The organism is Falsochrobactrum ovis, assembly GCF_003259955.1.
GTDB classification, from domain to species: Bacteria; Pseudomonadota; Alphaproteobacteria; order Rhizobiales; family Rhizobiaceae; genus Brucella; species Brucella ovis_A.
Genome location: NZ_QLMK01000001.1, coordinates 690,944 through 709,102 on the forward strand (window position 1 = coordinate 690,944; position 18,159 = coordinate 709,102).

Genomic DNA, 18,159 nt, shown 5'->3' on the forward strand with positions numbered 1-18,159 from the left:
AAGGAGATAGAAAATGCGCCAACGCCTATCAACTCTAAAGCCCAGCCTAATGCCAAAGCTAAGATCACCTCTCCGCCAACCAGCACGCGGTATTATCTATGCTGCTATTGCCTTTTTCACGCTCGGGCTGGTGTCGTTGTTGGCTGCGACTGCGGAAATTCCCACCATGATGCTTTTGATCCAAGCTTCGGCGCTGTTAGCAATCGCCTCTATCTATCGAACGTTCCGTGCACATTTGCAACCTGTGCGCGTGCGTAGATCACGTTAAACTTGTCCCTCATTCAAGGCCGGATTGTTCCGGCCTTTATTATTTCGATTGAAACTGCTTCACAGTTGACAATTCTCTTAGCAGGAAGCTTTGCTGCCAGCACGAATTTGTGCGGGAGGATGGGTTGAAGGTCGAGACGTTGAAAGTGGAGCCGCTCACCAAAGAAGCATTTGCGCCCTTTGGCGAGGTAATTGAGGTAGAAGGCGCGGAACGCCGTCTTATAAATAACGGAGTTACCGAGCGTTTTCATGATCTCGCACGGGTGGAAGCAAACGGAACTTCAGCGCGGGTTTTAATCAATATTTTCCGTAGCCAACCCTTTGTAGTACCAATTGATATTGCCATGATGGAGCGCCATCCCTTTGGATCTCAGGCTTTCGTGCCGATGGATCGCAGACCGTTTTTGCTTGTGGTATCTGAAGATGTGGGAGGAATGCCGGGCAAGCCGCGTGCTTTTCTTGCGCGAGGGGACCAAGGTGTCAATTATGGCTGCAATATCTGGCATCATCCTCTGCTCGCACTCGAAGAGGTTTCAGATTTTTTGATCGTTGATCGGGCGGGAGAGGAAGATAATCTGGAGGAACATTTTTTCCGCGATATCCTCTATCGTATCGAACATCTTCCTCAGGTCTAACATTGGAGGTTACTATGGGTAAGCTTTCCACACATGTTCTTGATACTGCGCACGGTAGTCCAGCGGCAGCTATGCGCATTGAGCTTTATCGAATTGCATCAGACGGTACACGAGAGCTGATCAAGCGTACCGTGGCCAATCTTGATGGCCGGACGGATTCGCCGCTGCTTTCCGATGAAGAAATGCGCAACGGAACCTATGAGCTGAATTTTCATGTCGCAGAATATTTCGAATCCCGTGGGGTGGAACTGGCTAAACCACCGTTTTTAGATTTGGTTCCGATTCGATTTTCCATCGCGGATGAGACCTCTCATTACCATGTGCCGCTATTGGTAAGCCCTTGGTCTTATTCAACCTATCGAGGCAGTTGAGGCAACTTATCCCCGTCTCGCCGATAGGGGGTAAGCTTCTTGAATTGACAACTCAAGGAGCTTTTAATGGATCAAACCCCTAACTTAAAAATGCCCTATATTCTGCCCAGTCAGGCGCAAAAACACGTCACCCATAATGCTGCGCTGCGGTTGCTCGACGCTATTGTGCATTTAAGTGTGCGCTCGCGCCAAGAAAATAACGTGCCGGCAGCGCCTATTGCCGGTGATCGATATATTGTCGCATCGCCCGCGACCGGAGATTGGACAGGAAAAGAAAATCTTATCGCCACCTTTATCGATGGCTATTGGATATTTGTTACCCCCGGCAAAGGTTGGACCACCTATATCGAGGACGAGGATAGCCTTAAGCTTTACGATGGCAGTCAATGGAAAGACGTCTCATCAATCCCGAGCGAACTGACACTATCTTTGCTCGGTGTTGATGCAACACCAGATGCTATCAATCGTTTTGCGATTTCGTCAGAAGCCAGCCTTTTTAACAATGCCGGTGGTGGTCATCAGATCAAAATTAACAAACAATCAGCGTCTGATACGGCAAGCCTATTGTTTCAGTCCAACTGGACCGGTCATGCAGAAATGGGGCTGAATGGCGATAAGAATTTCAGCATCAAAGTCGGCGACGATGCCGGTGCGTGGCGGGAAGCAATCAAAGTGGACGGCGCTACCGGCAATGTAGCGATAGGTTCAGCTTGGCCGCAAACCAAATTGGACGTAGGCGGACCTATTCGGCCCGCATCTTACACGCTCGCTACCATGCCCTCCGCTGGCGAGCATGGCGCCGGTGCGATAATTTTCGTCTCTAATGCCAGTAGCGGGCCCCAATTGGCCTATTCTGACGGTTCTGTCTGGAGAGACATGCGAGCGGGTGCGCCTATCGCATGATTTTGAACGGGGGCCGGCGGAATGTTCCGGTCATTCCCCAGCGCTTGTTGCAGCTCTTTTACATTGTAGCCATAATAGTCTTTAAACGCTTTGTTGAACTGGGTTCCATTCCGAAAACCACATAGATAGGCAATTTCTTTAAGAAAAATCCTGCTATGCTTCCGGCCCTGTATGATGCGGCAGGCATGTTCGAGCCGTTTGCGGCGGATCAATTTTGCAACCCCACCACTTTCCTTAAAAATGCGATAGAGATGAGAACGCGAAATGTTGAAGCGTCGTGTGAGCTGCAATGTATTGAGCTCGGGATCTCTAATATTGGCATCAATATATGCAATGATCGAACTATAAATGTTTGAATAATTGCTGTCGGCAGGTAAAGCGACAGGATTTTGCGCTCTCACATTTGGTAAATCATGGACGCGAAAAGTTTTAATCTTTCGCGATGTGCTTCCTTCTAATTTTGAATCAACTGTATCGGAGATAGTATAAATTTCGTCTCCGGCAATGTCGTCAATAATATGATAATATAAGTTGCTGCTCACGTCAGCCTCGCTCGAAAATAAACGCCTATTATTAGGAGGTTCTCGATTAATGCTGACTATGGTAAGGTTAACTTGTTGGTCTAATCAAGGATAAATAACAAGAACTGCAAATATTGGTTTGAATGATATAATATATAATAAAATATGAACTTATATTCTTACAACAATGATTATTATTTAAACAGAAGGCAGTGAAATGGAAAACTCTTGGCCGAATCTGGCAGGCATACTGCCTGCCAGAGCGCCCAAAGCGCCCGGAGCGTTTAGAGCGTTTAGAGCGCCCTGAGCGTGAGACAGCACACAGCCTTAGTGTTCATCTATTAATAGGGTGAGTCTACTTTGCCCATTTCGACATAGACAGTTTTGATCTGACTATAATGATTAAGCGCAGCGACACCATTTTCGCGGCCAATGCCCGACTCTTTATATCCGCCGAACGGAATTTCTACCGGTGTTAGATTATAAGCATTGATCCAGCAGGTTCCGGCCTTGATCTGATGTATCACCCGGTGACCGCGCGCAATATCCGCAGTGAAAACCCCTGCCGCCAACCCAAATTCACTATCATTTGCGCGGGCAATCACTTCATCCTCATCGGTGAAATCAAGTATGCTCATAACCGGGCCGAAAATTTCCTCCCGCGCAATGGTCATATTGTCTTTCACATCTGTAAAAATAGTAGGCTCGATGAAATAACCATTGTCAAAGCCTTGGAGCTTTGGCGTCTTGCCACCATAGGCAAGGGTCGCGCCTTCTTTTTTACCCTGTTCAATATAGGAGCGGACCTTATCGCGTTGGGCTGCATTGATCAGCGGTCCCATCTGGGTGGCTTCATCAAGCGGGTCGCCAATGCGGATTTTGCGCGTTCGCTCAATCAAGCGTTCAACGAATTTCTCGCGAATGGATTTATGAACAAATACGCGGGTTCCGTTTGAACAAACCTGTCCCGTGGAATAGAAATTCCCGAGCATTGCGCCACCGATTGCGCTTTCCAGATCCGCATCATCAAAAATGATGATGGCAGATTTTCCGCCCAATTCCATGGTCGCATGCTTAAGCTGTTCGCCAGCCTGGCCCATGATACGTTTTCCGGTCGGTACCGATCCTGTAAGCGAAACCTTGGCTGTCAGCGGATGATTGACGAGAGCGGCGCCAACCTCACCATATCCCTGAACGACATTGAATAATCCATCTGGAAGCCCAGCTTCCTTATAGGCTTCTGCAAGTGCAAGAGCTGAAAGCGGAGTGTTTTCAGAAGGCTTGAAAATGAACGCATTGCCCATGGCAAGCGCTGGTGCCGATTTCCAGGCTGCGATTTGAATGGGATAATTCCATGCGCCAATGCCAACACAAATGCCCAGCGCCTCGCGGCGAGTATAGGCAAATGAGCCGCCAAGATCGACAAATTCTCCGTTAAAACCTGATATTATGCCGCCAAAAAATTCGAGCGCATCTGCAGCAGATGCAGCATCCGCGACCAGCGTTTCTTGCAGAGCCTTGCCCGTATCAAGCGTCTCGATTTTAGAAAGCTTGCGGTTTTTCTCCCGAAGAATTTCTGCCGTGCGACGTAAGATACGCCCACGCTCCACAGGCTTGAGTGAAGCCCAAGCTTCCTGAGCTTTCAACGCCGCAGCAAACGCATCTTCGATCACATCAGGTGTGGCCGAATAAAGCTTGGCGATCTGTTCGCCGGTTGCCGGATAAATCACGGGCAGCGGCTTTCCTGCCTTGTCTTCCACAAAGTTACCGCCAACAAAATGCGAGGCTTTGGGTTGAACTTTCATTTTTAACTCCTCGATTAGCGGTCCGATGTTTTCCAGCGTGGATTGATCCACGGTTCCTGATTAGAGCGCGGCAATGGGGTACGACCCAATATATGATCTGCAGCTTTTTCGCCGGTCATAATAGAGGGGCCATTAAGATTGCCATTGGTGATGCGCGGGAAAATGGATGAATCAGCCACGCGCAAACCTTCCACCCCAATAACCCGGCATTCTGGGTCTACCACGGCGAATGGGTCGTCTACTGAGCCCATTTTGCATGTCCCGCATGGATGAAATGCACTTTCGACATTCTCGCGCAGAAAATCGTCAATTTCTGCATCGCTTTGTATCTGTTCGCCCGGCTGTATTTCTGCACCGCGATAGGAAGCAAATGCTTCCTGGCCAAAGATTTCCCGCGTAAGCCGTACGCAATGGCGGAAGTCCGCCCAATCATCTTCATGCGACATATAGTTAAACAAAATGCGTGGCTTATCACGCGGATCGGCGGAGCGCAGCGACACGCTCCCACGTGATTTGGAACGCATCGGACCCACATGCGCTTGAAATCCATGCGCTTTTGCTGCCGCCTTACCATCATAGCGAATTGCGACAGGAAGGAAATGATATTGGATATCAGGATATTCAACGCCCGCTCGCGAACGCAAAAAAGCAGCCGATTCAAAATGGTTGGTCGCTCCATGCCCCGATTTGAAGAACAACCATTGAGCCCCGATCATGGCTTTTGAAAACAGATTAAGTTTTGAATAAAGCGTTATGGGCTGTACACATTCTTGCTGAATATAGACTTCCATATGGTCTTGCAGATTTTGCCCAACCCCTGGGCGATCAGCGATCACCTCAATACCATGCTCTTGAAGATGGGCTGCCGGGCCAATACCGGAAAGCATCAAGAGTTTGGGAGAGTTGATTGATGAGGCCGCAATAATAACCTCGCGCCGAGCCCGGATTGTGCTGAGGCTGCGCCCTCCTTCAATCTCAACACCAATTGCCCGCTTGCCATCCATAATGACGCGCCGGGCCAGCCCGCGTACGAGTTTCACATTGGGGCGTTTGAGCGCAGGTTTTAGATAGGCATTGGCAGCAGACCAGCGCCGGCCATTATGGATTGTCTGCTCCATAGGCCCGAAACCTTCCTGCTTTTCGCCATTATAATCTTCAGTGATCTCAAACCCTGCCTGTTGCCCGGCTTCAATAAACGCCTGAAATAATGGGTTTTGACGTTCGCCGCGTCGGATATGAAGAGGACCATCGGTGCCGCGCCAGCCTTCCTGACCGCCGTGAGAGTTTTCCATGCGTTTGAAATAGGGCAGCACATCGGCAAAAGCCCAACCTTGCGCACCCATTTCAGCCCAATGATCAAAATCGCGTGCATGCCCACGCACATAGACCATGCCATTGATGGAGGAGGACCCGCCCAATACCTTGCCGCGTGGTGTGACGAGCTGCCTGCCGCCAAGATGCGGCTCAGGCTCGGTAGAGAAACCCCAGTCATAAGTTTCCATATTCATGGGGAAAGACAGAGCCGCGGGCATCTGGATCAGCGGGCCAATATCCGGGCCACCAAATTCCACGACAATAACGGAATGTTTGCCGTCTTCAGACAGGCGATAGGCCATAGCAGAACCCGCTGAGCCGGAACCGATGATGACAAAATCTGCTTCCATATTGTTTCCCTGACGAAAGCTGCGTGGCGATATAATCTTCGACCAGCGCGGTCGCAGATTTGGCGTCCGGTCTGCCGGTGCCCAACGCCTGCCGAATATAAAGCCCATCAATCAGGGCTCCAGCTCCCTCGGCAATCCGGTGCGCTCTTGCCCGATCGGTGATCTGAGCCAATGCGTAAACAAGATTTGAGTGAAGCCGATTTGCATAAATGCGCAAAAGCTGCCGGAAATCGTCTGACTTTTGCGCATGTACGTAAAAACTCAGCCAGGCGGCGATTGTCTGCCGAGTAAATTGGGATGCCGAGAAATTCACGGATATGATTGCAGCAATCCGCTCATGCGGCGTTTGCGTCGGACGAATGCTAGCGCTCAGATCCTTGCTCAACTCGCGAAGCAAATGGCGCATCGTTGCAAGAATAAGCTGATCCTTACCGCCAAAATAATGGTGCGCCAACGCTGCCGAAACCCCCGCTTCCTGTGCGATTTGCGCAACTGTAACATCGAGTGAACCATGCTCACCGATGGTGCGGATCGCAGCATCAATCAATTCACGTCGCCGCACAGGTTCCATTCCGACTTTTGGCATAGTTGAATTCCCGTTTCTCTCGTAGGCAAATGGCGCCGCTACTATGCAGTGTGCACTGACCGCAAAAAGGTGAAGTATCGAAATTTAAAAGCATATTATGTTTGATTGACTGATCAATCAATAAAAAACAATGTGCGGACTTTCTAGTGTGGCCAATTTTGATTGAGCAGCTATGTTAGAGAAAATTGCCATTGCGGTTTTTGGGTTGTACTCGCATTGGTAAATGCATTGAAAATCGAGGTAGTGAGATGGAAAGCAATCCGGTTCTGGTGGAAGTATTCCGTGGCCCTGTGGTGGAAAGTCGCCATCGCGGCGCGATTGCTGTTTTTGATGCAGATGGAAAACGAGTATTTTCGCTCGGTGACACTGACCGTCCGACATTTCCAAGATCAGCAGTGAAATCCATTCAGGCGCTGCCATTGGTTGAAAGCGGGGCTGCGGATGCTTTCGGATTTGATGATGCCGATCTCGCAATGGCTTGCGCATCGCATTCTGGTGAGGAAGAACATGCGGAAAAAGCGCGCGCCATGTTGAGCAAGGCGGGATTGGACGCATCCGCGCTTGAATGCGGCAGCCATTGGCCTTTTCAGCAATCCGTTCTTATCCCCATGGCACAAAGCGGTAAACAGCCGACGTCTCTGCACAATAATTGCTCAGGCAAACATGCTGGCTTTTTAGCGACCTGTGTTCATTGCGGTATGGAAACGCAAAACTATGTGGCGTTGGGGTCGCAAATCCAAGACATGGTCCGGGACGTGATGAGCGATGTGACTGGCGCTGCACACGACATTGATCATTGCGGAACTGATGGCTGTTCAATACCGACTTATGCAGTCCCGCTCGCCAATATTGCACATGGATTCGCAAAGATGGCGACGGGCGTTGGACTGGGCGCAAACCGGGCTAAAGCCGCACAACGTTTATTCAAAGCCTGCATGGCCGAGCCTTACTATGTGGCGGGCACAAAACGTGCATGCACAGAGCTAATGCGCATGGCCCCCGGTCGCATTTTTGTTAAAACCGGTGCTGAAGGCGTGTTCTGTGGGGCAGTGCCCGAGCTAGGGCTTGGTTTTGCACTTAAATGCGATGATGGGGCAACGCGCGCAGCCGAAGCGATGGTGGCTATTCTGCTTTCTCGCATGTTCCATAAAGAAGAAGAACTATCGACAAAACTTGCTGAATTTTCTCATGTCGAGATGAAGAACTGGAACGGTATAACATTTGGCTCTATTTCGCCTTCAGAAATATTCGGCTCTGCAATTATTGGCTAAGGCAGTTTTACTTTCGTTCGACTTGCAAAAAACTTAGGCTTGCTTAGACTCAAGCCTATGAGCAGAGCATTTACCAAAGAACAGGATGATAATCCGATTGATCTGGGTGAGCGTCCGATTAGTCCTCATCGCAATCTGGTCACGCGCAACGGTTTGCAGATGATCGAGGAAGAGCTGTTGCGCCTGTCAAAGGAGCTGGCCGAAGCCAATATTGCACAGGATCGTTCGGCAATTGCACGAATTTCCCGGGATCTTCGTTATTGGAATGCACGCCGGGAAACGGCGGAACTATCTGAGCCTGAACCTGGAAGCAATGTCGTGCGCTTTGGCATGACAGTTGAGCTTGAGGACGAAGACGGCGTCAACCGCGTCTGGACGATAGTTGGAGAAGATGAAGCGGACCCCTCAAAGGGAAAAATTTCGCATATAGCTCCCGTTTCTATCCAGCTATTTGGTAAGCCAGTTGGTGATGTCGTCACGATCAACGGCAAGCAATGGGAAATTCTATCGTTGAAATTTTAGCTTAAAGCCAGCCTTTGCGTCTAAAATAAAGCAGCGGCAGCAGAGCAGAAGCAATCATCAAGCCCAATGCCATCGGGTATCCCCATGGCGAATTCAGCTCTGGCATAAAAGAAAAGTTCATACCATAGATTGATGCGACCAATGTAGGCGGCATAAATCCGACAGCCGCCACCGAGAAAATCTTGATGATAGCGTTTTGCTCGACAGAAATGAGGCCCACGATCGTATCGAGCAGAAAGGTTACTTTATTGGATAGAAAATCGACATAGGTCGTGAGTGATTGCGTGTCGCGTTCAATAGATTTGATCCATGAGCGCGCCTCTTTGCGAGACCCGACAGGACTATTGATAACGGTAAGATAAACAAGCATTCGGCTAATGCCAGCTAGGCTTTCACGTACGCGTGACAAAAATGAACCCTGTCCGCCGATCTGGGTCAAGATATGCCTGAAATCTTCGGTAGTCATGGGCCGGGCTTTGGGTTGTCGCCGATAAATCGAATGGGATGCGGCATCAATTTTTCCCGCTACCGCTTCCAAAATATCTGCCAAACGATTGGTTGTCGCTTCCGTTAAGCCAAGCATGATCGAAAGACCGTTGCACTTGGGGGTGATCAATCCGTTGCCGGGCTTGCTGGCACGCGCAATATATATGCTAAACGACTTTGGATCGGCATAGCGCACCGTTACCAGCCTGTTACCACTCAAGATAAAGGTTACCGGCGTTAATTCACGATGATTGAGGTCGATAGCATGAAGGATCGGTGCGGTGAGATATTGAGCGCCATTCTCCATGTAAAATCGGTTGGATTCTTCGATCTCCGTCATGTCTTCACGGGAGGGAATATCAATGCCCAACCACGCTTCAACTATACGATCTTCACTAGGGGTCGGAGAAAATAGGTCAATCCATATCACGTCACTTGGCAGGGCTTCACCGGGGGCCACTTCAATTCGCACCAGATGATCTGCATTGAGTTTATAAAGTGTGATCATGTTTACCCCAGTCCATTAAACGCATCTGGCCTATATGCTCAATTTATTAACACTATGACATAAGCCCGTGGGGCGGCTTATATGAGAGCCATATCTTAAGCGTTGACGATTAGCATGGCGAGGTATTAAGTCGTCAAGTCATCTGATGATTTGGGGAATAAATGCAAACAATATCGCGACAAAGCTTGGTAGATTCAACGATGCAAATTTTGCAACGGGAGATCACGGCTGGTCGCTGGCAAGTGGGCGAACAAATACCAAATGAGCAGGCTCTCTCAGAGCAACTTGGGGTGAGCCGAGGAACCATTCGGGAATCGGTGCGCGTGCTTGTAGCCTGTGGAATGCTGGAAACCCGGCAAGGTTCCGGAACCTATGTGATTTCTTCGCATGACCAGCTGTTAAGCATGCGGCGCCTTAACCACACAAGCCTTCGGGACCGTGTTGAAATGCGCGCCTTATTGGAGGCGCAGGCAGCGCGGCTTGCTGCGCTCCGCGCCACGCCAGACACTATAGCTTGGCTGCAGAAGCTGCTGGAGCAGCGCAACATTTCCGCCAAGGATGATCGTGAAAATTTTATTGCACGCGATTTTGCGTTTCATGAAGCGCTGGTTGCAGCTTCTGGCAATGGTGCCTTGATAGAAATTTATGCGTTCTTTTCTCGTTCTGTACAAGATTCAATCGCCGCAACACTTGATGGTGACTTGCCCGAACCGAGCCACGAGAAACATCGACAAATAGTGGAAGCGATAGCCGCCGGGGATGCAGATCGCGCCAGCGAAGCTGTCATTGAGTTCATGGCTCCGCTTCTCACTGAGCTTGAAAGGTTAGTGACACTATGAGCCATTCAAACAAAACTTCGCTCACAGCGTCACTGGAGCGAGAGTTTAGCGCGGAAAAGCTGATCGCCATAGATGCGGAAGCCGATAGCGTGCCGCCGCCGACGCCACAGCGCCCCACAAGTCTGGGCTTACGCTTGCTGCTCGGCTTGAGCATCGTGCTTATTGCCGCCAATCTCCGCCCGGTTTTTTCCAGCATGTCGGTGCTGTTGCCGGAAATTATCCAAAGCACTGGCATGTCATCCTTTGCTGCGGGCATACTGACAACTTTACCAGTTGTTTGTATGGGCTTGTTTGCGCCATTTGCGCCCCGCCTTGCACAACGCTACGGCACAGAGCGGGTCTTATTATTGGTAATGGCCGCACTAACCTTGGGGCTGGTGATACGAGGTCTTGATCATATTGCGTGGCTCTTTATGGGTGCGGGTCTGGCGGGTGCGGCAATCGCAATGGGTAATGTGCTTTTGCCGGGATTGGTAAAACGCGATTTCCCAAAACATGCCGCCATCATGACTGGCCTATACACAATGGCGCTTTGTGCAGGTGCGGCATCTGCAGCAGGATTTACCATTCCAATCAAAGACTTGGTGGGCGGATCCTGGCGCTTGGCGCTCGGATTTTGGGCAATACCAGCAGCGCTGGTTTTGGCACTTTGGCTTCCGCAAGCCTTGCGCGCCAAGCGCAATGCGGCGCATTCCGGGTTTCGGGTGATCGGGCTGTGGAAAGATCGGCTGGCCTGGCAGGTAACCCTGTTTATGGGTCTGCAATCATCACTTGCCTATATTGTTTTTGGATGGCTTGCGCCAATCCTGCGTGAGCGGGGATTAAGCGCAGCATCAGCCGGTGGCATGGTATCTTTCACCATTATGGCGCAGGTTGTGGCTTGTCTCGCGGTCCCCTCTATCGCAATTCGACAGAAAAACCAAAGTGGAATAAATGCACTTCTTTGTGGTTGCGCGACGCTGGCGCTAATTGGTTTTCTCTATCTGCCGGTATGGACCTTCTTGCCATTGGCAGTCTTGCAGGGAATAGGCCAGGGCGGGCTTATTGCGGCGGCAATGATGGTCATTGTGTTGCGTGCACCAGATTCGCACACCGCAGCGCATTTATCTGGCATGGCTCAATGTATCGGCTATATTCTTGCAGCAATCGGCCCGCTATTGGTGGGCATGATCCATGACCTGACCGGAGATTTTACCTATTGTGCATTATTGTTTGCAGCATTGGGCCTGCTTGCAGGGATAAACGGTTGGGGGGCAGGGCGCGCCTCCCATATTAATGTGCAAACGATAAATGAAACCAAAAATTAATGCGATAGGCCGGCCTCTCGATCGGGCCGGTCTATCCTGGTTGGAGTTTAGATGAATTGGCTAAGCCCGGGAATAGAACCGATCAGTTCATCAATTGGCTCGTCCCCAGCTCTTTCCTTGGCAAAGCGGATTGTTTCTTTAGCGACGCCTGAAATCTCGCCCATGCCAAGACCTGCTGCCATTAATTGGGAGCCCAACCCCGCAACACCACCGCCCATAGCCGATAAGATGCCATTATTCTGGGTCTGAGATAATGTATCTTCAGCCCCTGGTAGCGCCGCCAATAATTGCTGCACCTTATCAGCGGGGCCTTCTTGCTGCAAAAAGGCCAGAATCATGCCAACCGCCTTTTGAGCAGTGGCGGCATCAATGCCGACATTGGACGTTATGCGGGCAATCAATTCTTCCATTATAATCTCCCATCATTTGCTATTTACGCTAGTAAATCACGTGTACCGCACGGTTTCCATGAGGGACGCAACATTTTTGAGTAAAAACCCGGCGCCAATTCAAACCGCTTAGCCGGCATCTTATGCGTGGGTTTGACATTGTGGTGCGGCGGCGATCCCTGTATACCTATTGTCAACTTTGGAGGGAGCGATCTGTCTAATGACTGCTGAAGATGCTATTTTTATTGGAGCTAGCCGCAAGCCGGATGATACTTACCAGCAAGCCGAAAGTCTGGCGCTCAAATACGCAAACCGGCACGGGCTTATAACTGGCGCGACCGGTACTGGTAAGACCGTGACCTTGCAGGTTTTGGCAGAAAGCTTTTCGGCTGCGGGCGTTCCGGTTTTTTGCTCCGATATTAAGGGTGATCTCTCAGGCATTGCCGCAGCCGGTGTGCCCAACGATAATCTTTCCAAGCGTGCGGCAGAAATCAAGCTTGAGCCTTACCAGATGCGCGCCGCACCCGTGATCTTTTGGGATATTTTTGGCGAACAGGGACATCCCGTCCGCGCGACCATATCCGAAATGGGACCGCTTCTGCTTTCGCGCCTTATGAATCTTACCGAGGCTCAGGAAGGCGTATTGAATGTCGCATTCCGTCTTTCTGATGAAGAAGGGCTTCTTCTACTCGACCTGAAGGATTTGCAGGCTATTCTCGCGGAAATGGCCGAACGTTCTGCAGAGCTTTCCAGCAAATATGGCAATGTCAGCAAAGCTTCGGTGGGTGCGATCCAGCGTTCGCTGTTAGTGCTTGAACAACAGGGCGGAAATCATTTCTTTGGCGAGCCTGCATTGCGCATCGCCGATCTGATGCGCACCACGACAGAAGGGCGTGGCGTGGTGAGCGTATTTGCTGCCGAGAAATTGATGATGAGCCCGCGGCTTTATTCGACATTTCTGCTCTGGTTGATGTCGGAGCTTTTCGAGGAATTGCCCGAAATTGGTGATCCGGAAAAACCGCGCCTGGTCTTCTTTTTTGATGAGGCCCATTTGCTTTTTGATGAAGCGCCAAAAGCCCTGATCGATCGCGTTGAACAGGTCGTGCGTCTGATCCGCTCCAAAGGCGTGGGTGTATATTTCGTAACGCAAAATCCGCTTGATGTGCCGGAGACTGTTTTGGCGCAGCTTGGCAATCGTGTGCAGCATGCGCTTCGTGCCTATACGCCGCGTGAAACGAAAGCCGTAAAAACGGCTGCCGATACATTCCGTCCCAATCCGGATTTTAACACATTTGACGCTATCACTAATCTTTCAACGGGCGAGGCTCTGATTTCAACTTTGCAGGCGAAGGGTGCACCATCCATGGTGCAGCGCACATTGATCCGCCCGCCATCTTCACGCATCGGGCCGCTAACGCCAGAGGAACGGGCAAAACTTATCGCGTCTAGCCCTGTGGCCGGTCAGTATGATCAAGAGATCGACCGGGATTCAGCTTTTGAGATGCTTGCGCGGAAAGCCCAAAACGCGGCGGAAGCTCAACAACAAGCAAAAGGCAAAACGCCCGAAGCAGAATCCGGCGGCAGTATTCTTGGCGATCTGATTGGCACTGCTTTTGGCACGGGAGGCCGTCGGTCCGGCCGGCAAACGGTTGCAGAAACTGCGGTGAAATCGGTTGTGCGCTCAGTGGGAAGCTCGCTGGGGCGCGAGTTGGTGCGCGGGATTTTGGGTAGCTTCAAGCGCTAGATTGCAACGAACAGGCCAACGAGGCTAGCTGCAACGAAAAGCTAGTTTGTAACCGAAAGAGCCAGTTTCAATGAAAAGGACGGTTTGCGACATGCATACCGTCCCTTCCAACGTGTAAAGTCTTAGATCACAACGATCGGTGCCTTTGGCGCGACGCGGTTATAAAGATCTATGACATCCTGATTAAGCATACGTACGCAACCAGACGATACGGCCTTACCGATGGTCCACCATTCAGGGTTTCCATGGATACGGTAAATCGTGTCTTTCCCATTCTGGAAAATATAGAGTGCACGTGCGCCCAATGGGTTCATTAGGCCTGGGTCCATGCCGCCATTGCGCCAGCTATATTTTTCCAGCTCAGGTTGACGAGCAATCATCTCATCGGGCGGTGTCCAGCGTGGCCATTTGCGCTTATACTGCGTGACCGCACGCCCCGACCAGGCAAAGCCGTCGCGGCCGATACCGACACCATAACGCATCGCTTGGCCATCCTCTAGCACGAGGTAAAGAAAGCGATTGGCTGTATCGACCACAATAGTGCCCGGCATCTCGCCGGTAGGATCCTTTACAATCTGCCGCAAATACCGTTTGTCCATTTTCTCGATTGGTATTGCTGGCAGTTGGTAACCCTCATCTTCGACTGCTGCATACATGGAAACCCAGCTTCCATAGGATGCATCGACATTGGATTGTGGCCTTCTATTAATGGGGTTACCCGAAGCGTCTACGTCGACGACCGGAATATTTCGACCCAACTGAGCGCAGCCGGCCAATCCAACGGCCGCTGTAGCTGACATTGCCGTTAGAAAGGAACGGCGAGTAAGGGTTGTGTGCATTTGTAAACCAAATTAGTGACGGGAGGAGTTCTAGATACAACGCTTAGGGTTAAGGAAGTGCAACCACCGGAATAGTGATCGGCTTAGTCTTCTCTGAAACCGCGTCCATTCCATCGAATTGGGGTTAAAACGCCGTATAAATATGGCATCGGCTCGGTTTTAATACGGCCTAAAAAAGGCGAGATGTTTTAGATTAAACTACTGTTGCCATTGGGTCACAAAATTACCACCAATAATTAAATTGGAACCAAGGAATAGTTCGAGAGATTGAAGCCCCGCAAAATCGGACTAGGAGCGACTGGGCAGCCAGGAGTTCATCGTGAAGGATTCAACCAATCGCTCTGTGCACTCAACCAATCGCTCTCTGCCCATCGAACCCAATGCTACTGGCATTGGACTTCCGAAAACTAAAAGCCTTTCAGCTCTCACTGTCACGAACGCCAATTGGTAACTTCTTCTCTATTCTCAAGCAATTTCAATAGGATTTCATTGCGCCCGAATGGAAAATTAGATTTTGCTCCATTGCCGCATGCGCTATTGCAGCCTATGTAGAGTGTGCACGCAAGTTTTCGGGCATGGCTTTGCTTTGCCCTATACAAGCTGATTTTATAGAGGAGAGTTTCAATGGCTTTTGAACTGCCCGCCCTTCCGTACGATTATGATGCGCTTGCACCATATATGTCGCGCGAAACACTCGAATATCACCACGACAAGCACCATCAGGCTTATGTAACCAACGGCAACAAGCTTCTGGAAGGTTCCGGACTTGAAGGTAAGAGCCTGGAGGAAGTAGTTAAAGAAAGCTTTGGTAAAAACCCCGGTCTCTTCAACAATGCCGCCCAGCATTACAATCACGTTCACTTCTGGAAGTGGATGAAAAAGGATGGCGGCGGCAATAAGCTTCCGGGCAAGCTGGAAAAAGCAATTGAATCGGATCTTGGCGGCTACGACAAGTTCCGTGAAGATTTCCTCGCTGCTGGCGCAAGTCAATTTGGCTCGGGCTGGGCTTGGCTCTCGGTCAAGGATGGCAAGCTTGAAATTTCCAAGACCCCTAATGGCGAGAACCCGCTCGTTCATGGCGCAAAGCCTATCCTGGGCGTGGATGTCTGGGAGCATTCCTACTATATCGATTATCGTAATGCGCGTCCGAAATATCTCGAAGCCTTTGTCGATAATCTGATTAACTGGGATTATGTATTAGAGCTTTACGAACAAGCATAATACAGCAAGAAACCCATTTTTTATAATAATTAGCCCCAGTTTTCTGGGGCTTTTTTAATAAACTTAGACGAAAAACGATCTTATAGGACGTGGTTTATTGGAATTTTCACGCTAGCAGCTGAGCTATATACAGGAAATGTTCTTATGAAAGGTTTTTTAATGAGAAAAGTTGGTATTGTAATTGCAGCGTCAGCTGGCGTGCTTCTTTCTACTTTTGCATCACAGGCCTGCATCATAATGGGCATAAGCGATCAGGGTGGCGATTGTGCTGCGAAATGTGAAGCCTATGGCAAACCCTATTGGCTTTGCATGTTGGGCTCTACTGCTCCTAAGCACGGCGCACAGGGGGATAAACACCCGGCTGCACCAGCTCAGCGCTAAAAGAACTCGGGTCCCGCTTATTCGGGGCCCGTTAATGCATACATATATTCCGATTGAAAAGACTACGAGCTTAGAAGTAGTATTGAAAAGAGCAGCAATAAATCTGTTCATCTCAAAACTACTAAGCTAAAAAATATGAAAATTGGAAGGTATGATGCGGCTAATATTTCTTACAGTTGGGTCCTGTGTTCTATTGGCTACGGGCATCGCTCATGCCGACGTAATTGCAGAGCGTCAATCCCTCATGAAAGATATGGGCAAATCGGTTGGCACGATCGCCCGAATGATCAAAGATGAACAACCATTTGATGCTGCAGTAGCGCTGGCAGCATTGGAGAAGCTTCAAGCTGATGCCCACAAGATGGATGTGGAAGCGCTTTTTCCAAAAGGTACTGATCAAGGAACATCGGAAGCTTCGCCCAAAATCTGGGATGAGCGGGACGATTTCATCCGGCACGTTGAAAAGTTTCAGGCCGATACCGATGCGGCTGTCGCAGCAAATCCCCAAAATATTGATGCTTTAAAGCCGGCTTTTCAGCAAGTCGCGGCCAATTGTGGATCATGCCATCAGGCATTTCGCGTTAAAAAGAACTGATGTGAAAGCAGATGGTTCGTAAACTGTCTTATATATTCGCCGCCCTAGCAGTGCTGGGCGGCATTAGCTTTTGGATAATGACGATTCCGCAACGCGTTGATGCGTCACTCGTCACGGCCCTTGCCGAAGGGAACACGGAGAATGGCGAGCGGATTTTTTGGGCAGGCGGTTGCGCTTCCTGCCATGCTGCGCCTGGAGCATCGGGTGACGATCGTAAAATATTGGGCGGAGGACTGGAACTGGTTTCCGATTTCGGAACTTTTATAGCTCCGAACATATCTCCGTCTGACCAAGGCATTGGTGGATGGACCCTTCAAGATTTTGTCAATGCAATGCTTAAGGGCGTGGGGCGCGAAGGCGAACATCTTTATCCGTCTTTCCCATATACATCCTACACAAAAATGAAACCGCAGGATGTGGCCGATCTTTTTGCCTATATGCAGACTTTGCCGCCCTCAGAAAATATCGCGATGGGGCATAGGCTTGATTTTCCCTATAATCTACGTCGCGGTCTTGGGTTTTGGAAATTACTTTATTTCTCCGATAGGCCAGCAGTAGAATTGGTGGATGTTTCGGAAGAGGTCAGGCGAGGCCAATATCTCACTGAAGCGCTCGGCCATTGCGGTGAGTGTCATACGCCCCGCAATATGTTAGGCGCTATGAAAACAAGCCAATGGTTGGCGGGTGCGCTATCTCCCGATTTAGGCAGTGATGGCCGCAAGGGTGTTATACCCAATATCACAATGGGCGAGGGTGGCATTGGCGACTGGAGTAAAACCGATATCGCTTATGCGCTGCAAAGCGGTTTTACACCGGACTTTGACTCCCTTGGCGGTTCCATGACGGATGTCGTGGCCAATATGGCGCAATTACAAGACGCTGATCGAGAGGCAATCGCAGCCTATCTTCAAGCGATCCCAGCGCATTCTAATGGCTATTCAGATACCCGTTGATTATCGCACATCACAACGCACGAGCGATGGAGGGCCGGCATTAGAATATTTGCTCTGCATCGTATAGAGCCAGCCCTTACATTCTTCCATGGAGGCAAAACACCGAAAGCGGGTGATGGGAACACGCCCATCGCCGCCACTGACAAAGGGCGAATCATCGACGCCGCTAAACTGTCCCACGACGACACCACTGCCACGCGGCGGCGTGTTGCAGCGTTCGCCCGCAAATTCGCTAACATCTTTTCGAACTTGTGCCCATGCTTCGCCCGTTTTGGGCAGCATAGTTGAGACAGCTAAAGCGAAGGTGAGAATGACCGTATTTAGAACCTTGGGCATTGTACCATCTCCTGTG

At 50.2% G+C, this 18,159-nt stretch carries 22 protein-coding genes; 14 read left to right on the plus strand and 8 right to left on the minus strand.

The genetic code is table 11. From position 1 onward, the window contains the following. The first annotated feature begins 13 nt into the window (after nucleotides 1-13). The 4 genes from C7374_RS03250 (at nucleotide 14) to C7374_RS03265 (ending at nucleotide 2,176) form a co-directional block, all read left to right on the plus strand. Complete coding sequence (locus C7374_RS03250; protein ID WP_111574147.1) at nucleotides 14-268, plus strand: hypothetical protein; 255 nt, start codon at nucleotides 14-16, stop codon at nucleotides 266-268. Nucleotides 269-392: 124 nt separating this feature from the next. Further along, entirely contained in the window at nucleotides 393-902 is a 510-nt protein-coding gene (locus C7374_RS03255; RefSeq protein WP_111574148.1) for an ureidoglycolate lyase, read from the plus strand. A 14-nt stretch (nucleotides 903-916) separates the two neighbouring features. Further along, on the plus strand, nucleotides 917-1,273 hold the full coding sequence (gene uraH, locus C7374_RS03260) for a hydroxyisourate hydrolase (RefSeq protein WP_111574149.1): 357 nt from the start codon (nucleotides 917-919) through the stop codon (nucleotides 1,271-1,273). Between the two features lie 66 nt (nucleotides 1,274-1,339). After that, a complete protein-coding gene (locus C7374_RS03265) occupies nucleotides 1,340-2,176 on the plus strand; it encodes a DUF2793 domain-containing protein (RefSeq protein ID WP_111574150.1) in 837 nt (278 codons plus the stop codon). Here the strand turns inward: C7374_RS03265 and C7374_RS03270 are convergent. From C7374_RS03270 to betI, 4 genes are all read right to left on the minus strand, one after another. Then, on the minus strand, nucleotides 2,122-2,718 hold the full coding sequence (locus tag C7374_RS03270; protein ID WP_158527794.1) for a helix-turn-helix transcriptional regulator: 597 nt from the start codon (nucleotides 2,716-2,718) through the stop codon (nucleotides 2,122-2,124). The genes C7374_RS03265 and C7374_RS03270 overlap by 55 nt on opposite strands. A 320-nt stretch (nucleotides 2,719-3,038) precedes the next feature. Continuing rightward, nucleotides 3,039-4,502, minus strand: a complete 1,464-nt coding sequence (gene betB / locus C7374_RS03275; protein WP_111574152.1) for a betaine-aldehyde dehydrogenase — start codon at nucleotides 4,500-4,502, stop codon at nucleotides 3,039-3,041. Between the two features lie 14 nt (nucleotides 4,503-4,516). Further along, a complete protein-coding gene (betA, locus tag C7374_RS03280; protein WP_111574153.1) occupies nucleotides 4,517-6,166 on the minus strand; it encodes a choline dehydrogenase in 1,650 nt (549 codons plus the stop codon). Continuing rightward, nucleotides 6,099-6,752: a transcriptional regulator BetI gene (betI, locus tag C7374_RS03285; protein WP_111574154.1), complete on the minus strand. Its 654-nt coding sequence runs from the start codon at nucleotides 6,750-6,752 to the stop codon at nucleotides 6,099-6,101. The genes betA and betI overlap by 68 nt, the downstream gene beginning before the upstream one ends. Nucleotides 6,753-7,000: 248 nt before the next feature. On the opposite strand from betI, the gene C7374_RS03290 reads away from it, so the two are divergent. Then, a complete protein-coding gene (locus tag C7374_RS03290; protein ID WP_111574155.1) occupies nucleotides 7,001-8,023 on the plus strand; it encodes an asparaginase in 1,023 nt (340 codons plus the stop codon). A gap of 57 nt (nucleotides 8,024-8,080) precedes the next feature. Beyond that, nucleotides 8,081-8,545: a GreA/GreB family elongation factor gene (locus tag C7374_RS03295; protein WP_111574156.1), complete on the plus strand. Its 465-nt coding sequence runs from the start codon at nucleotides 8,081-8,083 to the stop codon at nucleotides 8,543-8,545. 1 nt (nucleotide 8,546) lies between these two features. Here the strand turns inward: C7374_RS03295 and C7374_RS03300 are convergent, their stop codons facing one another. After that, nucleotides 8,547-9,539, minus strand: a complete 993-nt coding sequence (locus C7374_RS03300) for a magnesium transporter CorA family protein (protein ID WP_111574157.1) — start codon at nucleotides 9,537-9,539, stop codon at nucleotides 8,547-8,549. 161 nt (nucleotides 9,540-9,700) lie between these two features. On the opposite strand from C7374_RS03300, the gene C7374_RS03305 reads away from it, so the two are divergent. Together C7374_RS03305 and C7374_RS03310 are read left to right on the plus strand one after the other, a co-directional pair. After that, nucleotides 9,701-10,378 (plus strand): FadR/GntR family transcriptional regulator, encoded by a 678-nt coding sequence (locus C7374_RS03305; protein WP_111574158.1) that lies wholly within the window; start codon nucleotides 9,701-9,703, stop codon nucleotides 10,376-10,378. Beyond that, nucleotides 10,375-11,685: a CynX/NimT family MFS transporter gene (locus C7374_RS03310; protein WP_111574159.1), complete on the plus strand. Its 1,311-nt coding sequence runs from the start codon at nucleotides 10,375-10,377 to the stop codon at nucleotides 11,683-11,685. Before C7374_RS03305 ends, C7374_RS03310 begins: the two co-directional genes overlap by 4 nt. Before the next feature lie 47 nt (nucleotides 11,686-11,732). Here C7374_RS03310 and C7374_RS03315 read toward each other — a convergent pair whose 3' ends face one another. Then, entirely contained in the window at nucleotides 11,733-12,095 is a 363-nt protein-coding gene (locus C7374_RS03315; RefSeq protein WP_111574160.1) for a DUF2267 domain-containing protein, read from the minus strand. Between the two features lie 199 nt (nucleotides 12,096-12,294). Here C7374_RS03315 and C7374_RS03320 point away from each other — a divergent pair, with 199 nt between their 5' ends. After that, complete coding sequence (locus C7374_RS03320; protein ID WP_111574161.1) at nucleotides 12,295-13,818, plus strand: helicase HerA-like C-terminal domain-containing protein; 1,524 nt, start codon at nucleotides 12,295-12,297, stop codon at nucleotides 13,816-13,818. A 122-nt stretch (nucleotides 13,819-13,940) separates the two neighbouring features. Here C7374_RS03320 and C7374_RS03325 read toward each other — a convergent pair whose 3' ends face one another. Beyond that, the gene (locus C7374_RS03325) at nucleotides 13,941-14,657 is read right to left on the minus strand and encodes a L,D-transpeptidase (protein ID WP_111574162.1); all 717 of its coding nucleotides are present in this window, start codon (nucleotides 14,655-14,657) and stop codon (nucleotides 13,941-13,943) included. Between the two features lie 319 nt (nucleotides 14,658-14,976). Between C7374_RS03325 and C7374_RS16470 the strand changes: the two genes are divergently transcribed. From C7374_RS16470 to C7374_RS03345, 5 genes are all read left to right on the plus strand, one after another. Continuing rightward, nucleotides 14,977-15,108 (plus strand): hypothetical protein, encoded by a 132-nt coding sequence (locus tag C7374_RS16470; protein ID WP_280968730.1) that lies wholly within the window; start codon nucleotides 14,977-14,979, stop codon nucleotides 15,106-15,108. Between the two features lie 173 nt (nucleotides 15,109-15,281). Beyond that, entirely contained in the window at nucleotides 15,282-15,878 is a 597-nt protein-coding gene (locus C7374_RS03330; protein WP_111574163.1) for a superoxide dismutase, read from the plus strand. Nucleotides 15,879-16,022: 144 nt separating this feature from the next. Then, nucleotides 16,023-16,259, plus strand: coding sequence for a hypothetical protein (locus tag C7374_RS03335; protein ID WP_111574164.1), 237 nt, complete (start codon nucleotides 16,023-16,025; stop codon nucleotides 16,257-16,259). Between the two features lie 154 nt (nucleotides 16,260-16,413). Next, complete coding sequence (locus tag C7374_RS03340; protein WP_111574165.1) at nucleotides 16,414-16,854, plus strand: c-type cytochrome; 441 nt, start codon at nucleotides 16,414-16,416, stop codon at nucleotides 16,852-16,854. 11 nt (nucleotides 16,855-16,865) lie between these two features. Next, a complete protein-coding gene (locus tag C7374_RS03345; protein ID WP_111574166.1) occupies nucleotides 16,866-17,807 on the plus strand; it encodes a c-type cytochrome in 942 nt (313 codons plus the stop codon). Here the strand turns inward: C7374_RS03345 and C7374_RS03350 are convergent, their stop codons facing one another. Next, nucleotides 17,808-18,143: a hypothetical protein gene (locus C7374_RS03350; RefSeq protein WP_111574266.1), complete on the minus strand. Its 336-nt coding sequence runs from the start codon at nucleotides 18,141-18,143 to the stop codon at nucleotides 17,808-17,810. Nucleotides 18,144-18,159 lie beyond the last annotated feature (16 nt).